Raw genomic sequence first — 18,408 nt, 5'->3', positions numbered from 1 at the left:
GACGCGGAGATGGCGCCTGGCTGAAAGGGATACGATGCGGCAAGGACGTGCGCGCTGGCTGACAAGGCTGGCAATTGTGACGGGCATGGCGATCTCGGCCCTGCCGGCCTACGCCAAGCAGACCACCGAACCGGTCAAGATCACGTCGTTCTCGGGAGCCTATCTGGCCGCGCGTATCGCCGAAGGTGACAACGACCTCGAAAGCGCGATCGCCTACTACAAGCAGGCCCTGGCCTTCGACCCCGGCGACACCAACCTGCAACAGAGCCTGATGCTGTCGCTGATCGCGCAGGGCCGGTTCGAGGAATCGCTGGTCTATGCCGACAAGCTCAAGGAAGTTCCCGACGTCGAGCGCTTCTCGCGTCTGGCGCTGGCGGTCGATTCCTTCCACAAGAAGGATTTCACCAAGGCGCAGTACTGGCTCAAGCTGGCGCTGGAATCCGACCTGGACCGCCTGATTTCCGGGGTGATGTCCGGCTGGGCCGAGCAAGGCGCCGGCCAGGCCAGCGATGCGATGGCTTCCATCGACAAGCTCCAGGGACCGGATTGGTTCGGGCTGTTCAAGTCGTTCCATCGCGCGCTTATCGCCGATGCTTCTGGCATGCCGGAAAAGGCCGATGCGATCTATGCGGCGACGATGCAGGATACCGCTGCCGGCGGTTCCGCTCCCGAAACTTGGATGCGCAATGCCCAGGCCTACGCCTCGTTCCTGGCCCGCAAGGGCGACAAGGCCAAGGCGCTGTCGGTGCTCGACCAGGCCGAGGCGTTCGCGCCGGGCAAGCTTGAAATCGTCGCCTTGCGCGACAAGATCAGCAAGGGCGACAAGCTCGAGCCCTTCGTTTCCGGTCCGGCCGACGGAGCTTCCGAGATACTGCTCGATGTCGCCACCGCGCTCAATCGTGGGGGCGGCGAGCCTTTCGTGCGCCTCTATCTGCAATATGCGCTGGCCCTGAAGCCCGATAGCGACGCGGCGCTGGTACAACTCGCGGCCGTTTCCGAGCAATTGAAGGATGGCGAGGGAGCCATCGCGCTCTATCGGCGAATTCCGGCCTCATCGCCGCTGAAGGAGCTTTCGGACCTGCAGCTTGGTCTCAACCTTGCCGATCTCAACCGCCAGGACGAGGCCATCACCCATCTGAAGTCCTTCGTCGACGCCCATCCCGATGACATGCGTGCCTATCTGGCGCTCGGCGGCGTCTATTCGTCGAAGGATGATTTCCGCTCGGCGGCCGATCTCTACGACAAGGCCGTCGCCGTGCTGAAGACGCCGACCGCTGCCAATTGGAATATCTTCTACCAGCGCGGCATCGCCTATGAGCGGCTGAAGGAATGGCCGAAGGCCGAGCCGAATTTTCGTAAGGCGCTGGAACTGGTCCCCGACCAGCCGCAGGTGCTGAACTATCTCGGCTATTCCTGGGTCGACATGAACATGAACCTCAAGGAAGGCCTGGCGATGATCCAGAAGGCCGTGGATCTCAGGCCAAGCGATGGCTACATCGTCGATTCCCTGGGGTGGGCCTATTTCCGCATGGGCAAATTCGATGACGCGGTGCGCGAAATGGAACGCGCCGTGTCGCTGAAGCCGGAAGATCCGGTTCTGAACGACCATCTCGGTGATGCCTACTGGCGCGTCGGCCGCAAACTGGAAGCCACGTTCCAGTGGAACCAGGCGCGCGACCTAAAGCCCGATCCCGACGTGCTCGCCACCTTGCAGCAGAAGCTGATGAAGGGCCTGCCGCCGATCGAATCCAACACGGCGCAGGAGACCCCGAAGGTCAAGCCTGAGCCAGTTCCCGCCCCGAAGGGGTAAGGCGCCACAAGATTGTGAACGGGGCATCCATACGGAGCCCCGTTTTCCTACCGCAAGCTCGGCGACACGTCCGACGCGCCTTGCTTGACGCTTTCCCATCGTGTGTCTACGACGTGCCGGCAAGCTAGCCTTTGCTGTCGAGGCCACCGTGACCGTTGAAATCCCCGCCCACATGCACCCCAGCCGCTCGTTCCAGGGGCTGATCCTGACCTTGCACAATTACTGGGCGGCCTATGGCTGCGTCATCCTCCAGCCTTACGACATGGAGGTCGGCGCCGGCACCTTTCATCCGGCGACGACGCTGCGAGCACTTGGGCCGCGTCGCTGGAACGCCGCCTATGTCCAGCCTTCGCGCCGCCCCAAGGATGGCCGCTATGGCGAGAACCCGAACCGGCTGCAGCATTATTACCAGTACCAGGTGATCCTGAAGCCGAATCCGCCTAACCTTCAAGAGCTCTATCTCGGCTCGCTGGCGGCGATCGGCGTCGATCCGCTGCTGCACGACATCCGCTTCGTCGAGGATGATTGGGAAAGCCCGACGCTGGGCGCCTGGGGCCTGGGCTGGGAGTGCTGGTGCGACGGCATGGAAGTGTCGCAGTTCACCTATTTCCAGCAGGTCTGCGGCATCGAATGCGCGCCGGTGGCCGGCGAACTGACCTACGGGCTTGAACGGCTGGCCATGTATGTGCAGGGCGTCGACAATGTCTATGACCTCAATTTCAACGGCCGCGAAGGCGCCGACAAGGTCACCTATGGTGACGTCTTCCTGCAGGCCGAACAGGAATATTCGCGTCATAATTTCGAATACGCCAACACCGCGATGCTGCTGCGCCACTTCGAGGACGCCGAGGCCGAGTGCAAGGCCCTGCTCGATGCCGGTGCGCCTGCTTCGAACGACAATCTCCCGATGCACCGCATGGTCTTCCCGGCTTACGACCAATGCATCAAGGCCAGCCATGTCTTCAACCTGCTCGACGCGCGCGGCGTGATTTCGGTCACCGAGCGGCAGAGCTACATCCTGCGGGTGCGCAATCTGGCGAAAGCCTGCGGCGAGGCGTTCCTGAAAACCCAGGCGGGCGGGTTGGCGGCCTAGAGGCTGGCTGGTCTGGAAAGGGTGACAGCGGTCGGCCGAGTTGCTATGCGCTTTTTACCTTCCCCTTGATGGGGGAGGTCGCCGCGAAGCGGCGGGTGGGGGTAACAGCGCGACTTTCCATGCCGAAACTCGACCGGTTCAAGCAGCAATCCGCGCAACGACTCCGTGCGGCAATGACCGACGAGGAACGCATCTTGTGGCGGCATCTGTGGCGCATTCCGGTCGAAGGCACTCATTTCCGCAAGCAGGCTTCGGTCGGAATCTATTTCCCCGATTTCATCTCACACCGGCTGAAGCTGATCATCGAGGTGGATGGAGCTCATCACAGCTTCGATAGCCAGCAGCACCATGACGAACGTCGAACAAAATGGTTCGAGAGCCGAGGCTATCGCGTCGTCCGGTTCTGGAACCATGAAATCAAGAACGAACTGGATTCCGTGCTCGATACGATTTATGCGGCGGTGGAAGAACGAAAAGCTCACCTTGGCTCGCGAGACGCCGAGGGCGCTAGAGATTGAGACGCCGCCACCCCACCCCGGCGCTAACGCGCCGACCCTCCCCATCAAGGGGAGGGTGAGGAGCTAATCATGCCTGACCTGCTTCTAGAACTTCGCTCGGAAGAGATTCCCGCCCGCATGCAGCGCAAGGCGGCGGGTGATCTCAGGAAAATGCTGACCGACGGCCTGGTCGAGGCGGGACTGACCTATGAAGCGGCGCGCGAGTACTGGACGCCACGGCGGCTGGTGATCGACGTAAGGGGCCTCACCGCGCGCTCCAAGGATGTAAGCGAAGAGATCAAGGGCCCGTCGGCCTCCGCGCCTGAACAGGCGATCCAGGGCTTCCTGCGCAAGGCCGGGTTGTCGTCGATCGCTGAGGCCCATGTGCATTCCGACCCGAAGAAGGGCGACTTCTATGTTGCCCATATTTCGAAGCCGGGCAGGGCGGCGGAAGCGATCATCGCCGAACTGGTGCCAAATATCATCCGCAGCTTCCCGTGGCCGAAGTCGATGCGCTGGGGGCCGGCCTCGGCAAAGCCGGGTTCGTTGCGCTGGGTGCGGCCGCTGCAATCGATCCTGTGCACGTTCGGCCCGGAGACCGAGGAGCCGGTGGTGGTCGACTTCGAGATCGACGGCATCCGCTCGGGCAACATCACCTACGGTCATCGCTTCCATGCACCCGGTGCCATCACCGTGCGCCGCTTCGACGATTATGTGAGCAAGCTGGAGGCGGCGAAGGTCGTGCTCGACGCAGACCGGCGCAAGGAGATCATCCTTGCTGACGCGCGTAACCTCGCCTTCGCCAACGGACTCGACCTGGTCGAGGACGAGGGGCTGCTCGAAGAAGTGTCTGGCCTCGTCGAATGGCCCGTCGTGCTGATGGGCGAATTCGAGCAGGCTTTCCTCGCCATTCCCGCCGAAGTCATCCGGCTGACCATCCGCGCCAACCAGAAATGCTTCGTCACGCGGCCGCGGGGTGCCGTCGGCGCGCTTTCCAACCGCTTCATCCTCACCGCCAACATCGAGGCCAGCGATGGGGGCAGGGAGATCGCCCATGGCAATGGCAAGGTGGTGCGCGCCCGCCTCTCCGACGCACTCTATTTCTGGACGACCGACCAGGGCGATTTGCCGGATCTTGGCCGACTCGAAGCATCGGCGGAGAAATTCGGGCTTGATCTGACGAAGCCGCTCGATCAGCGGATGGCCCGCCTCGACCATCTCAATGTGACCTTCCATACCAAGCTCGGAACACAGGGCGAGCGGGTGGAACGGATCAAGCGATTGGCTGAGGATCTGGCGCCGATCGTCGGCGCCGATCCGGCCTTGGCGAGTCGTGCAGCGGTTCTTGCAAAGGCTGATCTGCAGACCGAAGTCGTTGGCGAATTTCCGGAACTGCAAGGCGCCATGGGTCGCAAATACGCGCTGCTGCAGGGCGAGCATGCCTCTGTGGCTGCCGCCGCGGAAGAACACTACAAGCCGCAGGGGCCATCGGATCGCGTGCCGGGCGACCCGGTCTCGATCAGCGTGGCGCTCGCCGACAAGCTCGACACGCTGGCCGGCTTCTGGGCCATCGACGAAAAGCCGACAGGATCGAAGGATCCCTACGCGCTGCGACGGGCGGCGCTTGGCGTGGTGAGGATCATACTGGAAAACAGGATCACGCTTTCCTTGGGCGTCGCCATTGCGGACGCGGTCTCGTCGGCGCTCGCCGCCTATGAAAGACTGGGCGAGGGCGCCGCGAGCCGTGGCGTGGTGTCTATGCTCGATTCCCGTATTCGCGACTACAAGGGGGCCAGCCAGCTGCTGTCGGAAGCGGGCCTGATCGCCGGGCTGTTGAAAGGCGGACTGGCCAACGCGAATTCGCGAACCTCCGGCTCAGCCGATCAGGAGCAAGAGTTCTTTGATGGCCAGCGTATGATGGAGCTGGAGGCATCCTTGTCGCCATTCATCGCCGACCTCCTCGCCTTTTTCCACGACCGCCTGAAAGTCTACCTCCGCGACCAGGGGGCGCGGCACGATCTCATCGACGCCGTCATAACGCCGCAGTCCGACGACCTGCTGCGCATTGCCCGCCGCGTCGAGGCCCTGGGCAAGTTCCTCGACACCGAGGAAGGCAGGAACCTGCTGGCCGGCACCAAGCGCGCCGCCAACATCCTGGCCGCCGAGGAAAAGAAGAAAACCACGGTCGGGGAGACCGTTGAGCCGGCGTTGCTTCGTGACGAAGCCGAGAAATCTTTGTTTGCGGCAGTGAATCAAGCTGAGAAAGAAGCCGGCGAAGCGATTCAAAACGAAGACTTTTCCGGCGCACTGCTGGCGCTTAGCGTCTTGCGTGAACCGGTTGATTCATTCTTCGATCATGTTCTCGTGAATGATGAGGACCAGGCCGTGCGCGCCAACCGTCTGGCCCTGCTCGCCCGCATCAGAACAGCCACCGGCCAGGTCGCGGATTTCTCGAAAATCGCCGGTTGAGCGACTAAGAAAAATTTGTTCGGGCCGGCCGTTCGCGCCGGCTTACAGTCATATGACGATGACCTCTCCGTGGCAAAAGGGACATGTTCCCCAACCAAACGGAGGCTTCCATGAATTCCGATCACGAAATCGAAGTGACTGAAGAAACCCCGGCTCCCGCCGAGGCGCTCGAATCCGCTTCCGAAACCGACCTCGATCGTGCCGCGGCCGTCACTGTCGAGGCAGCGGATCTGTCGGATGACGACCAGGACGGCGACGATGAAGAAGGCGATGAGTCTGATGAAGACGACGCCGAAGCCGCCACTCTGTCGGGTGACGACGAAGACGAAGATGAGGACGAAGACGAAGACGAAGATGACGCCGACGACAGCGTGAAGGCCGAAGGCGACGACGAATCCGAAGAGGACGAGTCCGAGGACGATGAAGACGACAAGGAAGAAGCGGCCTGAGTTTCGATCCGCTCTTGTCAGGGGAAAGGGCGGCGCGTGAGCGTCGCCCTTCATTTCGTCAAGTGATCCCGGCGCGTCAGTTTTCGAGAATGCTCACGCGCACGCTGTTTTCGTAGACGTCGACCTGGATCAGCGGCTCGCCGTTGACGATGGCGCGCCGGGTCGAGGAACTCATCGCGCCGGGGCGTTCCAGCATGCGCTGCAGGTCGGCGCGCTGGTCATTGCTCCTGAACCACGCATCGCCCTCGTCGTCGCGGTCGCGGCGATGGAATTTATGCCAGTTGGCACGGTCCTGGCGCACCATTTGGGCGGCGTTGTCGAGCGCGTAGCCGTCACTCGCCTGATGATCCCGATCGGAAATGCGCGCGACATAGGATCCCAGCATATCATCGGCATGCGCCGCACTGGCGCCCAGCAGCGACGCCAGCAGAAGCCCGGCCACGGTGACGGTCCTGGATAGTCTCATGATCAACCCCCTTTGAACGACAAAGCGCCTATGCCATCGCCGCTTGATGAAATTCAGGCGGCTGCGTCGCCGACCTGATGCCCCTGTAATCTGCCCGGCGATGGTGCGCGGGGCACCGGGTCGCCGTCAAGCCATTCGGGGTTGTAGCTGGTCGGCCATTGGAACAGTGGCTACTTGGTCCTGGCTGGCTGGACCGCGGCCGCCGGTTCCTGTGGTGACGCGGGTTCGGTGGGATTCTGCTGTGCCTCCGGCGGGGAGTCTGCCGAGGCGGTCACGGGCGCGGTAGCAGCGACCGGCGCCGTCCCTTGGGTCGGCACGATGGCGTTTCCGCCGACGACGCCGCCGCGAATGATGACGGGGGCCGGCATGAATACGTGTCGCACCGGTGGCGCCGGAACCGCCGCTACTTTTTCATAGGTGACACCGGGCTCGCCCATGGCCACCACATCGCGCGCCCTGGTTTCGCCGGCGGCCGACAGCGCAACGATCGAGGGCGTCGAGGAAGACGCGCCGGGAAACACCAGCGACGAAGCGTGAGCGCCGCCAGTCAACGTGGCGACAGTTAGCCCCAACAGGATACGAACAGACACGAATAGCTCCCCTTGCCCCGGAAACCGCATGGTAACGGGGCGGAATTGATGCCGGCTTTCGTTGAAACATAGCATTTTAGAGATTGATAGATCGCCAACGCCGGGTCTAGCCGACGCGGGGTTTGGCCAACATCGACTTGCCCAACAGCCGCCGTCGTATTACGCAGGCCGCATCTGCGAGGTGAAAAGAGTGGCTGAAATACTTGCCGCCGGCGCGGCGTTGAAGCCGGCTCTGGCGCTGCTGCGGGCCGGCGATGTCGTCGCCATTCCGACGGAAACCGTCTATGGGCTGGCCGGCGATGCCACCAACGGCATCGGCGTGGCACGCATTTTCGAAGCCAAGGGGCGGCCACGCTTCAACCCGTTGATCGCCCATGTCGCCGACATGGCTATGGCCGAACGTATCGGGCTTTTTGATCCGCTGTCGGAAGAACTGGCGCTTGCGTTCTGGCCGGGCCCCTTGACGCTGGTTCTGCCGCAACGGCGCGGCAACGGCATACATCCACTCGTGACGGCCGGGCTCGATACGATTGCCCTGCGCATGCCGAGGGGCTTTGGCCGCGATCTGATCGCAAACCTCGGCCACCCCATCGCCGCGCCCAGCGCCAATTCTTCTGGCAGGATCAGCGCGACGACCGCACAGGCGGTTGCGGCCGATCTGGGCGACAGGATCAGGCTGGTGGTCGATGGCGGCGCGACGCCGGTGGGGCTGGAATCGACCATCGTCAAGGTCGAAGGTACAGGGTTGCGCCTGCTCAGGCCCGGCGGCATCGCCGCAGAAGAGATCGAAGCGGCCACCGGCATGCAGATCCTGCGTGGCGGCGTTGCCGGCATCGAGGCTCCCGGCATGCTTGCCTCGCACTATGCGCCTGACGCCGCTGTACGGCTCAATGCGCGGACCGTCGCCGAGGGTGAAGCCCTGCTGGCCTTCGGCGATCGGCGGGCGGAAGGCTGGCAACACGCCGCCGCGTTCCGCAACCTCTCGGCATCGGGCGACCTGCGCGAGGCGGCGAGCAATCTTTTCGCCCATATGCAAGATCTCGATCGCGTCGGCGCGCGCGCCATCGCCGTCGAGCCGATCCCGTTCGACGGGCTTGGCGAGGCTATCAACGATCGGTTGTCGCGCGCGGCCGCTCCTCGTGACAACCCGGCGCCGGCGGCATAGTTTTCCCGCATGACCGAATTTCCACGACCGCTCGACAAGGCTCTCATTGATCGCTTCGCGGCAATCGTCGGCGATAGATATGCGCTGCGCGATGAGCGCGAGATAGCGCCTTACCTCACCGAGCGGCGTGGGCTCTGGCATGGCGCGACATCGCTGGTGCTGCGGCCGGGCAACGTCGACGAGGTCAGCCGGATCATGCGGCTGGCGACCGAGTCCGGCACGCCGGTGGTTCCGCAAAGCGGCAACACCGGGCTGGTCGGCGCCCAGGTGCCGGACAGGACCGGCCGCGAGATCATCCTGTCGCTGTCGCGGCTGAACCGCATTCGCGAGATCGATGTGCTGTCCAACACGGTGACGGTGGAGGCCGGCGTCATCCTGCAGACGCTGCAGGAGGCGGCGGACGCCGCGGACCGGCTGTTTCCTCTGTCGCTGGCGGCGCAAGGCTCCTGCCAGATCGGCGGCAATTTGTCGTCCAACGCGGGCGGCACCGGTGTGCTTGCCTATGGCAATGCGCGCGAACTCTGCCTCGGCGTCGAAGTGGTGCTGCCGACGGGCGAAGTGTTCGACGATCTGCGCAAGCTGAAGAAGGACAACACCGGCTACGACCTGAAAGACCTGTTCGTCGGCGCCGAGGGCACGCTCGGTGTCATCACCGCCGCGGTGCTCAAGCTGTTTCCGAAACCGAAAGCCAGGGAAGTGGCCTTCGTCGGCCTGTCTTCGCCGGAGGCGGCGCTTTCGCTGTTCGGCCTGGCAATGGACCGCGCCGGCTCGGCGCTCACCGCCTTCGAACTGATCGGCAGGCGGCCCTACGACTTCACGCTGGCGCACGCACAAGGCGTTGTGCGCCCGCTCGTCGAGGACTGGCCCTGGTACGTGCTGATGCAGATTTCCTCGGGTCGCTCGGCCGAGGACGCGAGGGGCCTGATCGAGGAGGTTCTCTCGGTCGGCCTCGAGCAGGAGATGGTCGGCGACGCCGTCATCGCCGCGAGCCTGGCGCAAGGCGACGCCTTCTGGAATTTCCGCGAGGTGCTTCCCGAAGCGCAGAAGCCCGAGGGGGCGTCGATCAAGCATGATATTTCGGTGCCGATCGCAGCGATTCCGCAATTTATCGACAAGGCCGCCGAGGCCGTGGCCGCGGTGAGCCCGGGCGCGCGCGTGGTCTGCTTCGGCCACATGGGCGACGGCAATCTGCACTACAACATCTCACGGCCCGTGGGTGGCGAAGACCAAGCCTTCCTCGACCTGTACCACACCATGAACAGGGCAGTGCACGACGTGGTGCGCGGCTTTCACGGTTCGATTTCGGCCGAGCATGGCATCGGCCAGTTGAAGCGCGACGAACTGATCGAGACCGCGCCGCCGATGGCGATCGACCTGATGCGCCGGATAAAGGCCGCCGTCGATCCGGCCGGCATCATGAATCCCGGTAAGGTTATCTGATCCTTTCAACATATAGTGGCTGGTGGCATTCCGATAACCATCCCCGAGATCAGCAAAATTTAACCGAACTTCTTAAGCGCGGCGGTAAGGAGCCGGCGCTACTGTGACCTCACAAACGAGGCCGGAATAACCGGCCCGGAGAGAACCGGACACCGGCTCTCAGGAGACAGACAGGAAGGCACTCTATGAACACCGGACTGAAGCCAGTCTGGGCCGGGCGCAACATGCGCCTCGACCCATTCCGCCTGCCGCAAATGGTGAGCTACGCGACCCGCGACGACTATGGCGACGTGACCTTCACAATCGATCAACGCGGCGCCGTGATCCGCCGCATTCTCGAGATGAGCGGCGTGCCGGCGATCATCGCCCTGCCGGCCAATGCGTTCCGCGGCGTCGCCGCCCGCGCCATGGAAGATCCGGACGGCAATGTCACGGTGACCCTGGAACTGCTTCACAACGACCCGATGCTGTCGGTGCCGCTGCTGGTGGCCGAGGATCTGGAGGATGTCGCCGCCGACTGGCGCGCCTGGGCGGACGCCTATCGCCTGCCCATGCTGCTCATCGAATCGGACGGCGTCGCCCGCACGCTGGAAGAATCGCTCGGCGCCGCCATCAAGGCGCTGCCGCCGCAGGATCGCCGCAAGGGCCGTGTCTCGACCACGCGGCGGCCGCGCTTCCTCGCTCGCCGCAGGGCCGGGGATCTTGGTCTGAGGCTCGTCGTCGACGGCCAGGAGATCATCTCAAGGGATTAGGATGGGACCCCCTTCTCCCCTTGAGGGAGAAGGTGGCCGAGCGAAGCTCGGTCGGATGAGGGGTGTTCCAGCTTGGCGAGGGCGGCACTCCGTCACGCACCCCTCAACCGTCTCGTCGCTGCGCGCCGATCCACCTTCTCCCACAGGGGGAGAAGGGAAAAAGCCGCTACACCAGCGGCTTCAGCGCCACCCAGACAGCGCCGCCGATGAGGCCGAGAAAGATCAGCCAGCCGACCTGGTTGTTCGATCGAAACAGCCGCAGGCACTGGTCGGGGTTGTCGATATCGAGCACGGCGATCTGCCGCGCCAGATGCGCGCCGGCGGCGATGAGACCGGCCAGCGCCACCACCGGCGCCTGCGCCGACGCGAAGGCGACGGCGAAGCAGATCAGCGCGCCACCATAGAGCCCCGCCAGCCACAATTTGGTGTTGTCGCCGAACAGGCGTGCCGTCGAGCGCACGCCGACAATGGCGTCATCCTCCTTGTCCTGATGCGCGTAGATCGTATCGTAGCCGATTACCCACAGGATCGAGCCGATATAGAGCATGGCCGCGGGCCCATCGAGGTCGCCGAACTCGGCTGCCCATCCCATCAGCGCACCCCAGGAAAAGGCGAGGCCGAGAACCAGCTGCGGCCAGTTGGTCACCCGCTTCATGAAAGGGTAGATGGCAATGACGGCCAAAGAACAGATGCCGAGCAGGATGGCGAAGCTGTTGAGCTGTATAAGCACGGCCAGGCCGATCAGCGCCTGTACGATCAGAAACACCCACGCCCTCCGCCGCGTCGTCTTGCCCGCCGGCAGCGGCCGCGAGCGCGTGCGCTCGACCTTGTTGTCGATGTCTTCGTCGACGATGTCGTTGTAGGTGCAACCGGCGCCGCGCATGGCTATGGCGCCGATCAGGAACAGCACCAGATACCACGGCGACGGCAGCAAGGAGAGCAGCGGATCGCCGGGGCGCGGATAGGCGCTCGCCGCGAGTGCGGCCGACCACCAGCATGGCCACAGCAGCAACTGCCAGCCGATCGGCCTGTCCCATCGCGCAAGCTGGGCATAGGGCCAAGTCGAACGCGGCAGCACGCGGTAGACCCAATGGCCGTTCGGTGCATCGGCGACACGGCCCTGGGCCGCTTTCGACTGGATAGTTTCCATCTTCATGGAGTGGCAGCGGCGGCAGAAACCGTCAAGCGGCAAGCGGAGGAGCAGCGCCCGTCAGGCTTTCACGAGGCAAAGATGTCGCGGGTGGCGAACCAACCCTTGGCCACCTCGATGAACGCCAGCGCTGCATTCGATACCCGCTGATGCGTGTCATAGGTGAGCAGGATCCGCTGCATGGGCAGCGGATCCGACAGCGGCTTGCAGATGAGCGGCAGCCCGTCATAGCTGCGGTCACCGTGCGGGCGGGTATAGCTGACCGCAACGCCGAAGCCGTTGGCCACCATGCTGCGCTGCAGTTCGAACGAGCTTGTCGTCGTATCGGCCACGGGCGAAAGGCCGCGGCTGCGGAACAGGTCGAGCATGTGCTGCCAGCTGTGTGGCTGGTCCGTCGTGATCAACGGATAGGCCGCCAGATTCGCGAGGCTGACCGTGGGCCTGTCCGCCAAAGCATGGCCCGCCGGCAAAAGCGCGTGCGGCCGAAGCTCGCGCAGCAGGATCCGGGCAAAATGCGTCGGCAGGCTCAAATCATAGGTCAGACCCAGATCGATCGCGCCGTCGCCAAGCCGGCGCCCGAGCGTCTCGAACGTCTCGTCACGCACGACGATCTTGACGGCTGGATAGCGTTCGCAAAAGGCGCGGATGAGGGCCGGGGCGAAGAACGGCGCCAGATCCTCGAAGCATCCCAGCACAAGCTCGCCACTGATGGCGGGTTTGCTCGAGCCCAGATCCATCAGTTCGTCCGATTCGCTGAGCACCTGCCTTGCCTTGGCAATGACAGCGCGGCCGAAGGATGTCGGCGACACGCCGCTTCCCCGCTGGCGCACGAACAGCTTTTGACCGAAGTTCCTCTCGACCGCGTCGATCGCCACCGAAATCGAAGGCTGCGAGACGTTCAGCATTCTCGCCGCGCCGGTGACGCTGCCATGCCGCGCGACGGCGACGAGATAGCGCAATTGGGTGAGGGTGGCAGTCATAGGCCCACTCTATGTATCAAATGGAAAGTTATTATTTTACCAAATGAGAAGTGCCTGCGATAGTCGGGCATTCCACAAGGAGAGCGCCATGGCTTCGCAAGCCGCTACCAGCACCGCCGGTCCCGCGATCGACGCGGATTTGATTGCCGACTATCAGCGCGACGGCGCGGTTTGCGTTCGTGGCGCCTTCACGGGCTGGGTCGACACGATTGCCGCCGGCATCGAGCGCAACATGCTCAACCGCAGCGCGACCGCGTCCGACATCGCCAATGGCCGCGGCAGTTTCTTCGACGATTACTGCAACTGGGAGCGCATTCCCGAATTCGTCGAGGTGGTGCGGAAATCGCCAGCCGCCGAGCTGGCGGCGGCGGTGATGCAGTCGCGCACCGCGCAGTTCTTCCATGATCACGTGCTGGTCAAGGAACCCGGAACGCAGAAGCCGACGCCGTGGCACCAGGACATTCCCTATTATTTCGTCGATGGACGCCAGACCGTGAGCATCTGGATCCCGATCGACCCGGTCAAGGAGGCGACGCTGCGGCTGATCGCCGGGTCGCACAAATGGGACAAGATGATTCTGCCCGTGCGCTGGCTCGACGACAGCAATTTCTATGCGGGTGAGGGTGACTATCTGCCGGTGCCCGACCCGGACAAGGAGCCTTCGCTGAAGGTGCTTGAGTGGGAAATGGAACCGGGCGACGCCATCCTGTTCGACTTCAGGACAGCGCATGGCGCACGCGGCAACCTGACCTCGGCGCGGCGCCGGGCGCTGTCGTTGCGCTGGGTCGGTGACGATGCGCGCTATGTCGAACGCCCGGGCAGAACCTCGCCCCCCTATCCCGGCCACGGCATGCAGCCGGGTCAGAAACTGCGCGAGGACTGGTTTCCGGTCGTCTTCCCGGGCTGAGGGGAGGGCATATGTACCCGGCCCCCGCCTTCGGCGCGGGTAACGTTCCCGTGCGCAATCTTGACCAAAACACCCTGATGTCTTGACCCGTCCTGCTTAGAGCAATAGCGGGTTGCTCCAAGAGACTGGTTCGAAGTCGGCATCACGAGGTGGCCATGAACGTTCTTCTTCTCGGCTCTGGCGGCCGCGAACACGCGCTCGCCTGGAAACTCGCCGCGTCGCCGCTGCTGACCAGGCTCTATGCGTCGCCCGGCAATCCAGGCATCGGCGGCGAAGCCGAACTGTTGAAGCTCGACATCACCGATCACGCAGCCGTTGCTGCCTTTTGCAAGGACAAGGCGATCGACCTCGTCGTGGTCGGCCCGGAGGGCCCGCTGGTCGCCGGCATCGCCGATGATCTGCGTGCGCAAGGCATTCGTGTCTTCGGGCCCTCGAAAGCCGCCGCGCGGCTCGAAGGTTCCAAGGGCTTCACCAAGGACCTCTGTGCCCGATACGGCATCCCGACCGCCGCCTATGGCCGTTTCGCCGACCTGGCATCCGCCAAGGCCTATGTCGAGAAGACGGGCGCGCCGATCGTGATCAAGGCCGATGGGCTCGCCGCCGGCAAGGGCGTCACCGTCGCCATGACGCTGGGCGAGGCGCAGGCGGCGCTCGACGCTTGTTTCGATGGCGCCTTCGGGGGTGCCGGTGCGGAAGTCGTGATCGAGGAATTCATGACCGGCGAGGAGGCGAGCTTCTTCTGCCTCTGCGACGGCACCACCGCGCTCCCCTTCGGCACCGCGCAGGACCACAAGCGGGTTGGTGAGGGCGATACCGGCCCCAACACCGGCGGCATGGGCGCCTATTCGCCAGCGCCTGTGATGACGCCGGACATGGTCGAGCGCACCATGCGCGAGATCGTCGAGCCGACCATGCGCGGCATGGCCGAACTTGGCGCGCCGTTCTCGGGCGTGCTGTTTGCCGGGCTCATGATCACCGACAACGGACCGAGGCTGATCGAGTACAACACCCGTTTCGGCGACCCGGAATGCCAAGTGCTGATGATGCGGCTCAAGGACGATCTGCTGGTGCTGCTCAATGCCGCGACCGACGGCCAGCTCGCGCACAGCTCGGTGCGTTGGCGCGACGAGGCGGCCCTTACCGTGGTGATGGCGGCCAGGGGCTATCCCGGCACGCCGGAAAAAGGGTCGGTCATCCGCGGCGTCGAAGAGGCAACGGGCGTTGGCGTCCAGATCTTCCAGGCCGGCACCGCGGTCAATGGCGGTGCGCTTGTTGCCAATGGCGGCCGCGTCCTCAACGTCACGGCTTCAGGTGCAACGGTTGGGGAGGCGCAGGGACGAGCCTATGCCGCGCTCGACCGCATCGACTGGCCCGACGGCTTCTGCCGCCGCGACATAGGCTGGCAGGCCGTGGCACGGGAACGGGCAAATTCGGGGACGAAGGCTTAACGCTGGCCGCGATCGATCTCGGTCGAGGCCGTGCTGATCGGATCCACTGCATCGAAGGCGGCGTCGGGCTGCCCGGGTGAATGCCGCCCGGCCCGAGTCCAGGCAACATATTGGACGATGCCGAACCCTGGCCGCCGGGGCACGACGGGCATGCGGAAGCCGTCCCGGAAGCGTGACCAACTCGAACCGAGCACGGCGGCAATTTCCTCGAAAGTCGGCGGCGCTGCCACATCGGCGTAGATGATGGTGGTCTTGCCTGCCAATGCCGCTTCCCGGGAGACGGGAACCGGTACGCTGGCCAGATAATCGGCAGGGACGTCTATCAGGCCACCGAACGGCCATTGCTGACGCAGCGTCTTAGCATCGACCGGGGCGACGTTGACGTCGATGTCGTCCGGCGTGCCGGCGACCCTGTAGGGACAACGCGACCGGCCGCAATTGGCTTGCGCGGAGAACTGCCAGAGTGCGTAGCGCTGCCAGTTGCCCACCGGGAAATGCATGTCGATGTCGGGCCGGTAGCGCGCGTACCAGAGCGGCAGCCGCGACAGCAGACCATATTTGTAGCTGTTGTCGGCGATGTATCGGGCGGTCTTGCCGTTGGCGTAGAGCACCGGAAAGCGGCCGATGCGCCGATGCACCTGGCGCACGAACGCCTCGGCATCGTCCAGCGACATGAACTGTGTCGTGTCGGTGCCTTCGATATCGAGTGCGAGAAGATCGTCCGGCGCGGGGTCGGCGAAGTCGAGGAAATTGTTGGCCTGCTCGACCGGATTGCCGGGACGCGCGAGGTGGTAGGCGCCCCATTTCAGGCCGAGGGCCTTGGCCACCACCCGGCGGGTCTGGAACAGTTCGCGCGCCACCGCATGGCGTTTCCACAGAGACTTGCAGAGCTTCACCGCGATGTCGTCGCCGAAACAGAAATAGGGCGGCGGCAGTCCGTCCGAAGCCTTGTTGATGAAGCCGACAATGCGCTTGTCGGTGGCAAGTTGCGCCCAGTCGATGGAATTATACTCGTAGGCGTCGATGACCAGGGCCCGGTCGGCGTCCTTCCACGGTTCGGAAAAATCCGATGCTTTCGCCGCCCACGACAGCGCCATGGTCGTCGCGAAAGCGACAAGTGTCAGCGCATATCGCCCGAAGAGGCGTGGGGATTTCGGGGACGCGGCTTGCCGAGGCAACACGGGTTCGCCGGCCGTCGGCATGGCGCTCGCTGAACGGCGATGAAAACGCCCCGGAAACTTCAAAACAGGGACTCCCCGTTGACCAAGGGCAAATCCTGAACCGTCATGGTTAAGGAATGCTTCCCAATGCTTCCGAAGCGACGCTAGAACACACCACCGATGCCGACCCCGCCACTGATGTCGGGAGGAGGAGCGGCGGGGCGCGACGATGGCGACCGTTGGGTGGGGGATGGCTTTCGGCCAGCCGCTGCCTTTTTGCGCGCGGCATCCGAAGCGACTTTCGACCGACTGGCCTTCACGATGACTGGATCCTTGCAGACGCGGCCGGAGTGCAAGAAGAGATCGCCCAGAAGTTCGACTGTCGGTTCGGTCGCCGGCGCCGGCCGATTGGTGTTCCTGTAGTAGCTGTTGAGCGCCTGGACCGAGCGCTTGCCCCAATCCCCATCGACCGTCATGCGATAACAGCCCAGCCGCCGCAATTCGGTCTGGATGCTGCGCGCGAGATCGCTCGCTTTCGCAGGCCCCGGCTCGCCAGCCGACGTTCCGACGATCAATGTTTCAAGGCCGGAAACCACGCTTTGCCGAGCCCCTTCAAGGCTGGCGAGCCGCGTGGCTGGCGGTTCCGGCGGAACGTCGGATGGGCTTGGGATCTCGGCCGATCGCAACGTTTGTCCGACGATAAGCACGGCGGTCTGAAGGTCGTTGGAAGCAAGCTCGACCAACAGTTTCTGCTTGGCGGCCGGGTCCGACAGAATGCGCGACAGGCTGGAGCTCAACTTCGCCGGGTCGAGCACTTGTTGCTCGGTGAAATAGAACTGTTCGCGAAGGTTCGACTGGTCCCATGGAACCTGACGACCGGCCGTGAGGGCCTCCGTCTCGTTGCGAACGCGGATCATCATATCCGAGATGCTGAGCCCGGGTATCTCGACGTTTCGCAAGAGGGCGGTGGTGAAGGGGCTGTTGTCTCCGGAGCCATCGGCCGTGATGTTGCCGGGCTGGGTAGCGAAGGCAACAAACGTGTTTTCGCCCACTTCGACCTGGGCGAGGCCATCCATCATGCTGGCGCCCTTGCCAACCGGGTTGTTCCTGCAGGCATCGAGAAAAATGAATGTCTGCCTTTCGCGGTTGGAAAATCTCGCGATGACGTCGTTGAGCCTGACCGCGCCGGCCGTCAGTCTTTCCAGGGTTTCGGGGTCGGGTGTATCGACCGGCAGGAGATAATTCTCCCCTTGTAACTGGACGCCGTGACCGGCGTAGAAGATCACCACTGCGCTCGCGGTCGCGAGTTTGCTCTCGGCCCTGTCGAAGAGCTTCGCAAACCCGTCCGAAGAAAGGTCAAGCCCTGTCAGCACATCGAAATTCAGCCTTTTCAGGCCTTCGGAAAGCTGTGTGGCGTCGTTGACCGCATTGGTCAGATGCTGCAGGCGAGCGCTTTGATAGTTCGAGTTGCCGATAACGATGGCGAGCCGCTTGCTTGGCCTTGGAGCAAGCACTTCCTCGACCGCGGCCTGGGTGCCGATCGAGCCGAAAAACATGACCAGAAGGACCGCAGCGAAACGCCGGAAGAGGCTGTTGGTCATGTCATGGGCTCGTCTCAGCTGCGACAATGTTCGCGCCGTCGAAGTGTCCATCCGGCCCGTGCGCCGTCCCTCGAACGCCGGTAACCCGTATCTCCGAAGACCAGCGGATTCTACATCACAAGCCGCCTCAAAGAAAGGGCGAGGGCCTGGCGACAGACTTTGGACCGGCGCCGGCTTGTGGTCCATGATCGCTCCGACGGCCAAGCTCCGCAAGTAGCGTGGGCGCTACGGCATGCGGAAGTCGTTTCAACGACCGAGACCGTATCATAACACGGCATGATATGTTATTCTGGGGACAGTGCAGGGCCAGTATGTGGCGCCTGCACACCGAGGTCAGCTGCAGCCTTGAATATAGCCTGAGAATTGCATTCCTAACTATTATTATATTTGTTGTAATAATGAGGGGAAATGACAATGTCACAGAAGAAATG

General features: G+C 63.6%; 16 protein-coding genes. 10 read left to right on the top strand and 6 right to left on the bottom strand.

Annotated features, from left to right (window positions below; translation table 11 throughout):
- The first annotated feature begins 34 nt into the window (after positions 1-34).
- The 5 genes from WC739_RS01885 (at position 35) to WC739_RS01865 (ending at position 6,318) form a co-directional block, all read left to right on the top strand.
- Entirely contained in the window at positions 35-1,810 is a 1,776-nt protein-coding gene (locus WC739_RS01885; RefSeq protein WP_372951309.1) for a tetratricopeptide repeat protein, read from the top strand.
- 172 nt (positions 1,811-1,982) lie between these two features.
- A complete protein-coding gene (locus WC739_RS01880) occupies positions 1,983-2,903 on the top strand; it encodes a glycine--tRNA ligase subunit alpha (protein ID WP_181173137.1) in 921 nt (306 codons plus the stop codon).
- A gap of 119 nt (positions 2,904-3,022) precedes the next feature.
- Positions 3,023-3,421 (top strand): endonuclease domain-containing protein, encoded by a 399-nt coding sequence (locus WC739_RS01875; protein WP_372951308.1) that lies wholly within the window; start codon positions 3,023-3,025, stop codon positions 3,419-3,421.
- A 69-nt stretch (positions 3,422-3,490) separates the two neighbouring features.
- Positions 3,491-5,869: a glycine--tRNA ligase subunit beta gene (gene glyS / locus WC739_RS01870; protein WP_372951307.1), complete on the top strand. Its 2,379-nt coding sequence runs from the start codon at positions 3,491-3,493 to the stop codon at positions 5,867-5,869.
- Positions 5,870-5,979: 110 nt separating this feature from the next.
- Positions 5,980-6,318 (top strand): ATPase, encoded by a 339-nt coding sequence (locus WC739_RS01865; protein ID WP_372951306.1) that lies wholly within the window; start codon positions 5,980-5,982, stop codon positions 6,316-6,318.
- A 76-nt stretch (positions 6,319-6,394) separates the two neighbouring features.
- Here WC739_RS01865 and WC739_RS01860 read toward each other — a convergent pair whose 3' ends face one another.
- Both WC739_RS01860 and WC739_RS01855 read right to left on the bottom strand, forming a co-directional pair.
- Complete coding sequence (locus WC739_RS01860) at positions 6,395-6,784, bottom strand: hypothetical protein (protein ID WP_372951305.1); 390 nt, start codon at positions 6,782-6,784, stop codon at positions 6,395-6,397.
- 170 nt (positions 6,785-6,954) lie between these two features.
- Positions 6,955-7,374, bottom strand: a complete 420-nt coding sequence (locus tag WC739_RS01855; protein WP_372951304.1) for a hypothetical protein — start codon at positions 7,372-7,374, stop codon at positions 6,955-6,957.
- A gap of 190 nt (positions 7,375-7,564) precedes the next feature.
- On the opposite strand from WC739_RS01855, the gene WC739_RS01850 reads away from it, so the two are divergent.
- The 3 genes from WC739_RS01850 (at position 7,565) to WC739_RS01840 (ending at position 10,731) form a co-directional block, all read left to right on the top strand.
- The gene (locus tag WC739_RS01850; protein WP_372951303.1) at positions 7,565-8,539 is read left to right on the top strand and encodes an L-threonylcarbamoyladenylate synthase; all 975 of its coding nucleotides are present in this window, start codon (positions 7,565-7,567) and stop codon (positions 8,537-8,539) included.
- Between the two features lie 9 nt (positions 8,540-8,548).
- Positions 8,549-9,979, top strand: coding sequence for an FAD-binding oxidoreductase (locus WC739_RS01845; protein ID WP_372951302.1), 1,431 nt, complete (start codon positions 8,549-8,551; stop codon positions 9,977-9,979).
- A gap of 185 nt (positions 9,980-10,164) precedes the next feature.
- Positions 10,165-10,731: a DUF6101 family protein gene (locus WC739_RS01840; protein ID WP_372951301.1), complete on the top strand. Its 567-nt coding sequence runs from the start codon at positions 10,165-10,167 to the stop codon at positions 10,729-10,731.
- Positions 10,732-10,897: 166 nt separating this feature from the next.
- Here the strand turns inward: WC739_RS01840 and ubiA are convergent, their stop codons facing one another.
- Both ubiA and WC739_RS01830 read right to left on the bottom strand, forming a co-directional pair.
- Entirely contained in the window at positions 10,898-11,881 is a 984-nt protein-coding gene (ubiA, locus tag WC739_RS01835) for a 4-hydroxybenzoate octaprenyltransferase (RefSeq protein ID WP_372951349.1), read from the bottom strand.
- Positions 11,882-11,949: 68 nt separating this feature from the next.
- A complete protein-coding gene (locus WC739_RS01830) occupies positions 11,950-12,861 on the bottom strand; it encodes a LysR family transcriptional regulator (RefSeq protein ID WP_372951300.1) in 912 nt (303 codons plus the stop codon).
- A gap of 88 nt (positions 12,862-12,949) precedes the next feature.
- Between WC739_RS01830 and WC739_RS01825 the strand changes: the two genes are divergently transcribed.
- Complete coding sequence (locus WC739_RS01825) at positions 12,950-13,768, top strand: phytanoyl-CoA dioxygenase family protein (protein ID WP_372951299.1); 819 nt, start codon at positions 12,950-12,952, stop codon at positions 13,766-13,768.
- Between the two features lie 155 nt (positions 13,769-13,923).
- Positions 13,924-15,216, top strand: a complete 1,293-nt coding sequence (gene purD / locus WC739_RS01820; protein ID WP_372951298.1) for a phosphoribosylamine--glycine ligase — start codon at positions 13,924-13,926, stop codon at positions 15,214-15,216.
- Here the strand turns inward: purD and WC739_RS01815 are convergent.
- Both WC739_RS01815 and WC739_RS01810 read right to left on the bottom strand, forming a co-directional pair.
- The gene (locus tag WC739_RS01815; protein ID WP_372951297.1) at positions 15,213-16,313 is read right to left on the bottom strand and encodes a glycoside hydrolase family 25 protein; all 1,101 of its coding nucleotides are present in this window, start codon (positions 16,311-16,313) and stop codon (positions 15,213-15,215) included. The two genes, purD and WC739_RS01815, sit on opposite strands and share 4 nt — an antisense overlap.
- Positions 16,314-16,540: 227 nt before the next feature.
- Positions 16,541-17,977 (bottom strand): caspase domain-containing protein, encoded by a 1,437-nt coding sequence (locus WC739_RS01810; RefSeq protein ID WP_372951296.1) that lies wholly within the window; start codon positions 17,975-17,977, stop codon positions 16,541-16,543.
- Positions 17,978-18,408 lie beyond the last annotated feature (431 nt).

The sequence above is a fragment of the Mesorhizobium sp. genome (genome assembly GCF_041661565.1).
Lineage (GTDB): Bacteria > Pseudomonadota > Alphaproteobacteria > Rhizobiales > Rhizobiaceae > Mesorhizobium.
Note: the sequence above shows the minus strand (reverse complement) of the source record. Positions and strands in the feature narration are given on the sequence as shown.

Bases quoted from the DNA above. Each gene is read 5' to 3' on its own strand.
- WC739_RS01885 (WP_372951309.1), top strand. From the start codon at position 35: ATGCGGCAAGGACGTGCGCGCTGGCTGACAAGGCTGGCAATTGTGACG.
- WC739_RS01880 (WP_181173137.1), top strand. From the start codon at position 1,983: ATGCACCCCAGCCGCTCGTTCCAGGGGCTGATCCTGACCTTGCACAAT.
- WC739_RS01875 (WP_372951308.1), top strand. From the start codon at position 3,023: ATGCCGAAACTCGACCGGTTCAAGCAGCAATCCGCGCAACGACTCCGT.
- glyS (WP_372951307.1), top strand. From the start codon at position 3,491: ATGCCTGACCTGCTTCTAGAACTTCGCTCGGAAGAGATTCCCGCCCGC.
- WC739_RS01865 (WP_372951306.1), top strand. From the start codon at position 5,980: ATGAATTCCGATCACGAAATCGAAGTGACTGAAGAAACCCCGGCTCCC.
- WC739_RS01860 (WP_372951305.1), bottom strand. From the start codon at position 6,784: ATGAGACTATCCAGGACCGTCACCGTGGCCGGGCTTCTGCTGGCGTCG.
- WC739_RS01845 (WP_372951302.1), top strand. From the start codon at position 8,549: ATGACCGAATTTCCACGACCGCTCGACAAGGCTCTCATTGATCGCTTC.
- WC739_RS01840 (WP_372951301.1), top strand. From the start codon at position 10,165: ATGAACACCGGACTGAAGCCAGTCTGGGCCGGGCGCAACATGCGCCTC.
- ubiA (WP_372951349.1), bottom strand. From the start codon at position 11,881: ATGGAAACTATCCAGTCGAAAGCGGCCCAGGGCCGTGTCGCCGATGCA.
- WC739_RS01830 (WP_372951300.1), bottom strand. From the start codon at position 12,861: ATGACTGCCACCCTCACCCAATTGCGCTATCTCGTCGCCGTCGCGCGG.
- WC739_RS01825 (WP_372951299.1), top strand. From the start codon at position 12,950: ATGGCTTCGCAAGCCGCTACCAGCACCGCCGGTCCCGCGATCGACGCG.
- purD (WP_372951298.1), top strand. From the start codon at position 13,924: ATGAACGTTCTTCTTCTCGGCTCTGGCGGCCGCGAACACGCGCTCGCC.
- WC739_RS01815 (WP_372951297.1), bottom strand. From the start codon at position 16,313: ATGGCGCTGTCGTGGGCGGCGAAAGCATCGGATTTTTCCGAACCGTGG.
- WC739_RS01810 (WP_372951296.1), bottom strand. From the start codon at position 17,977: ATGACCAACAGCCTCTTCCGGCGTTTCGCTGCGGTCCTTCTGGTCATG.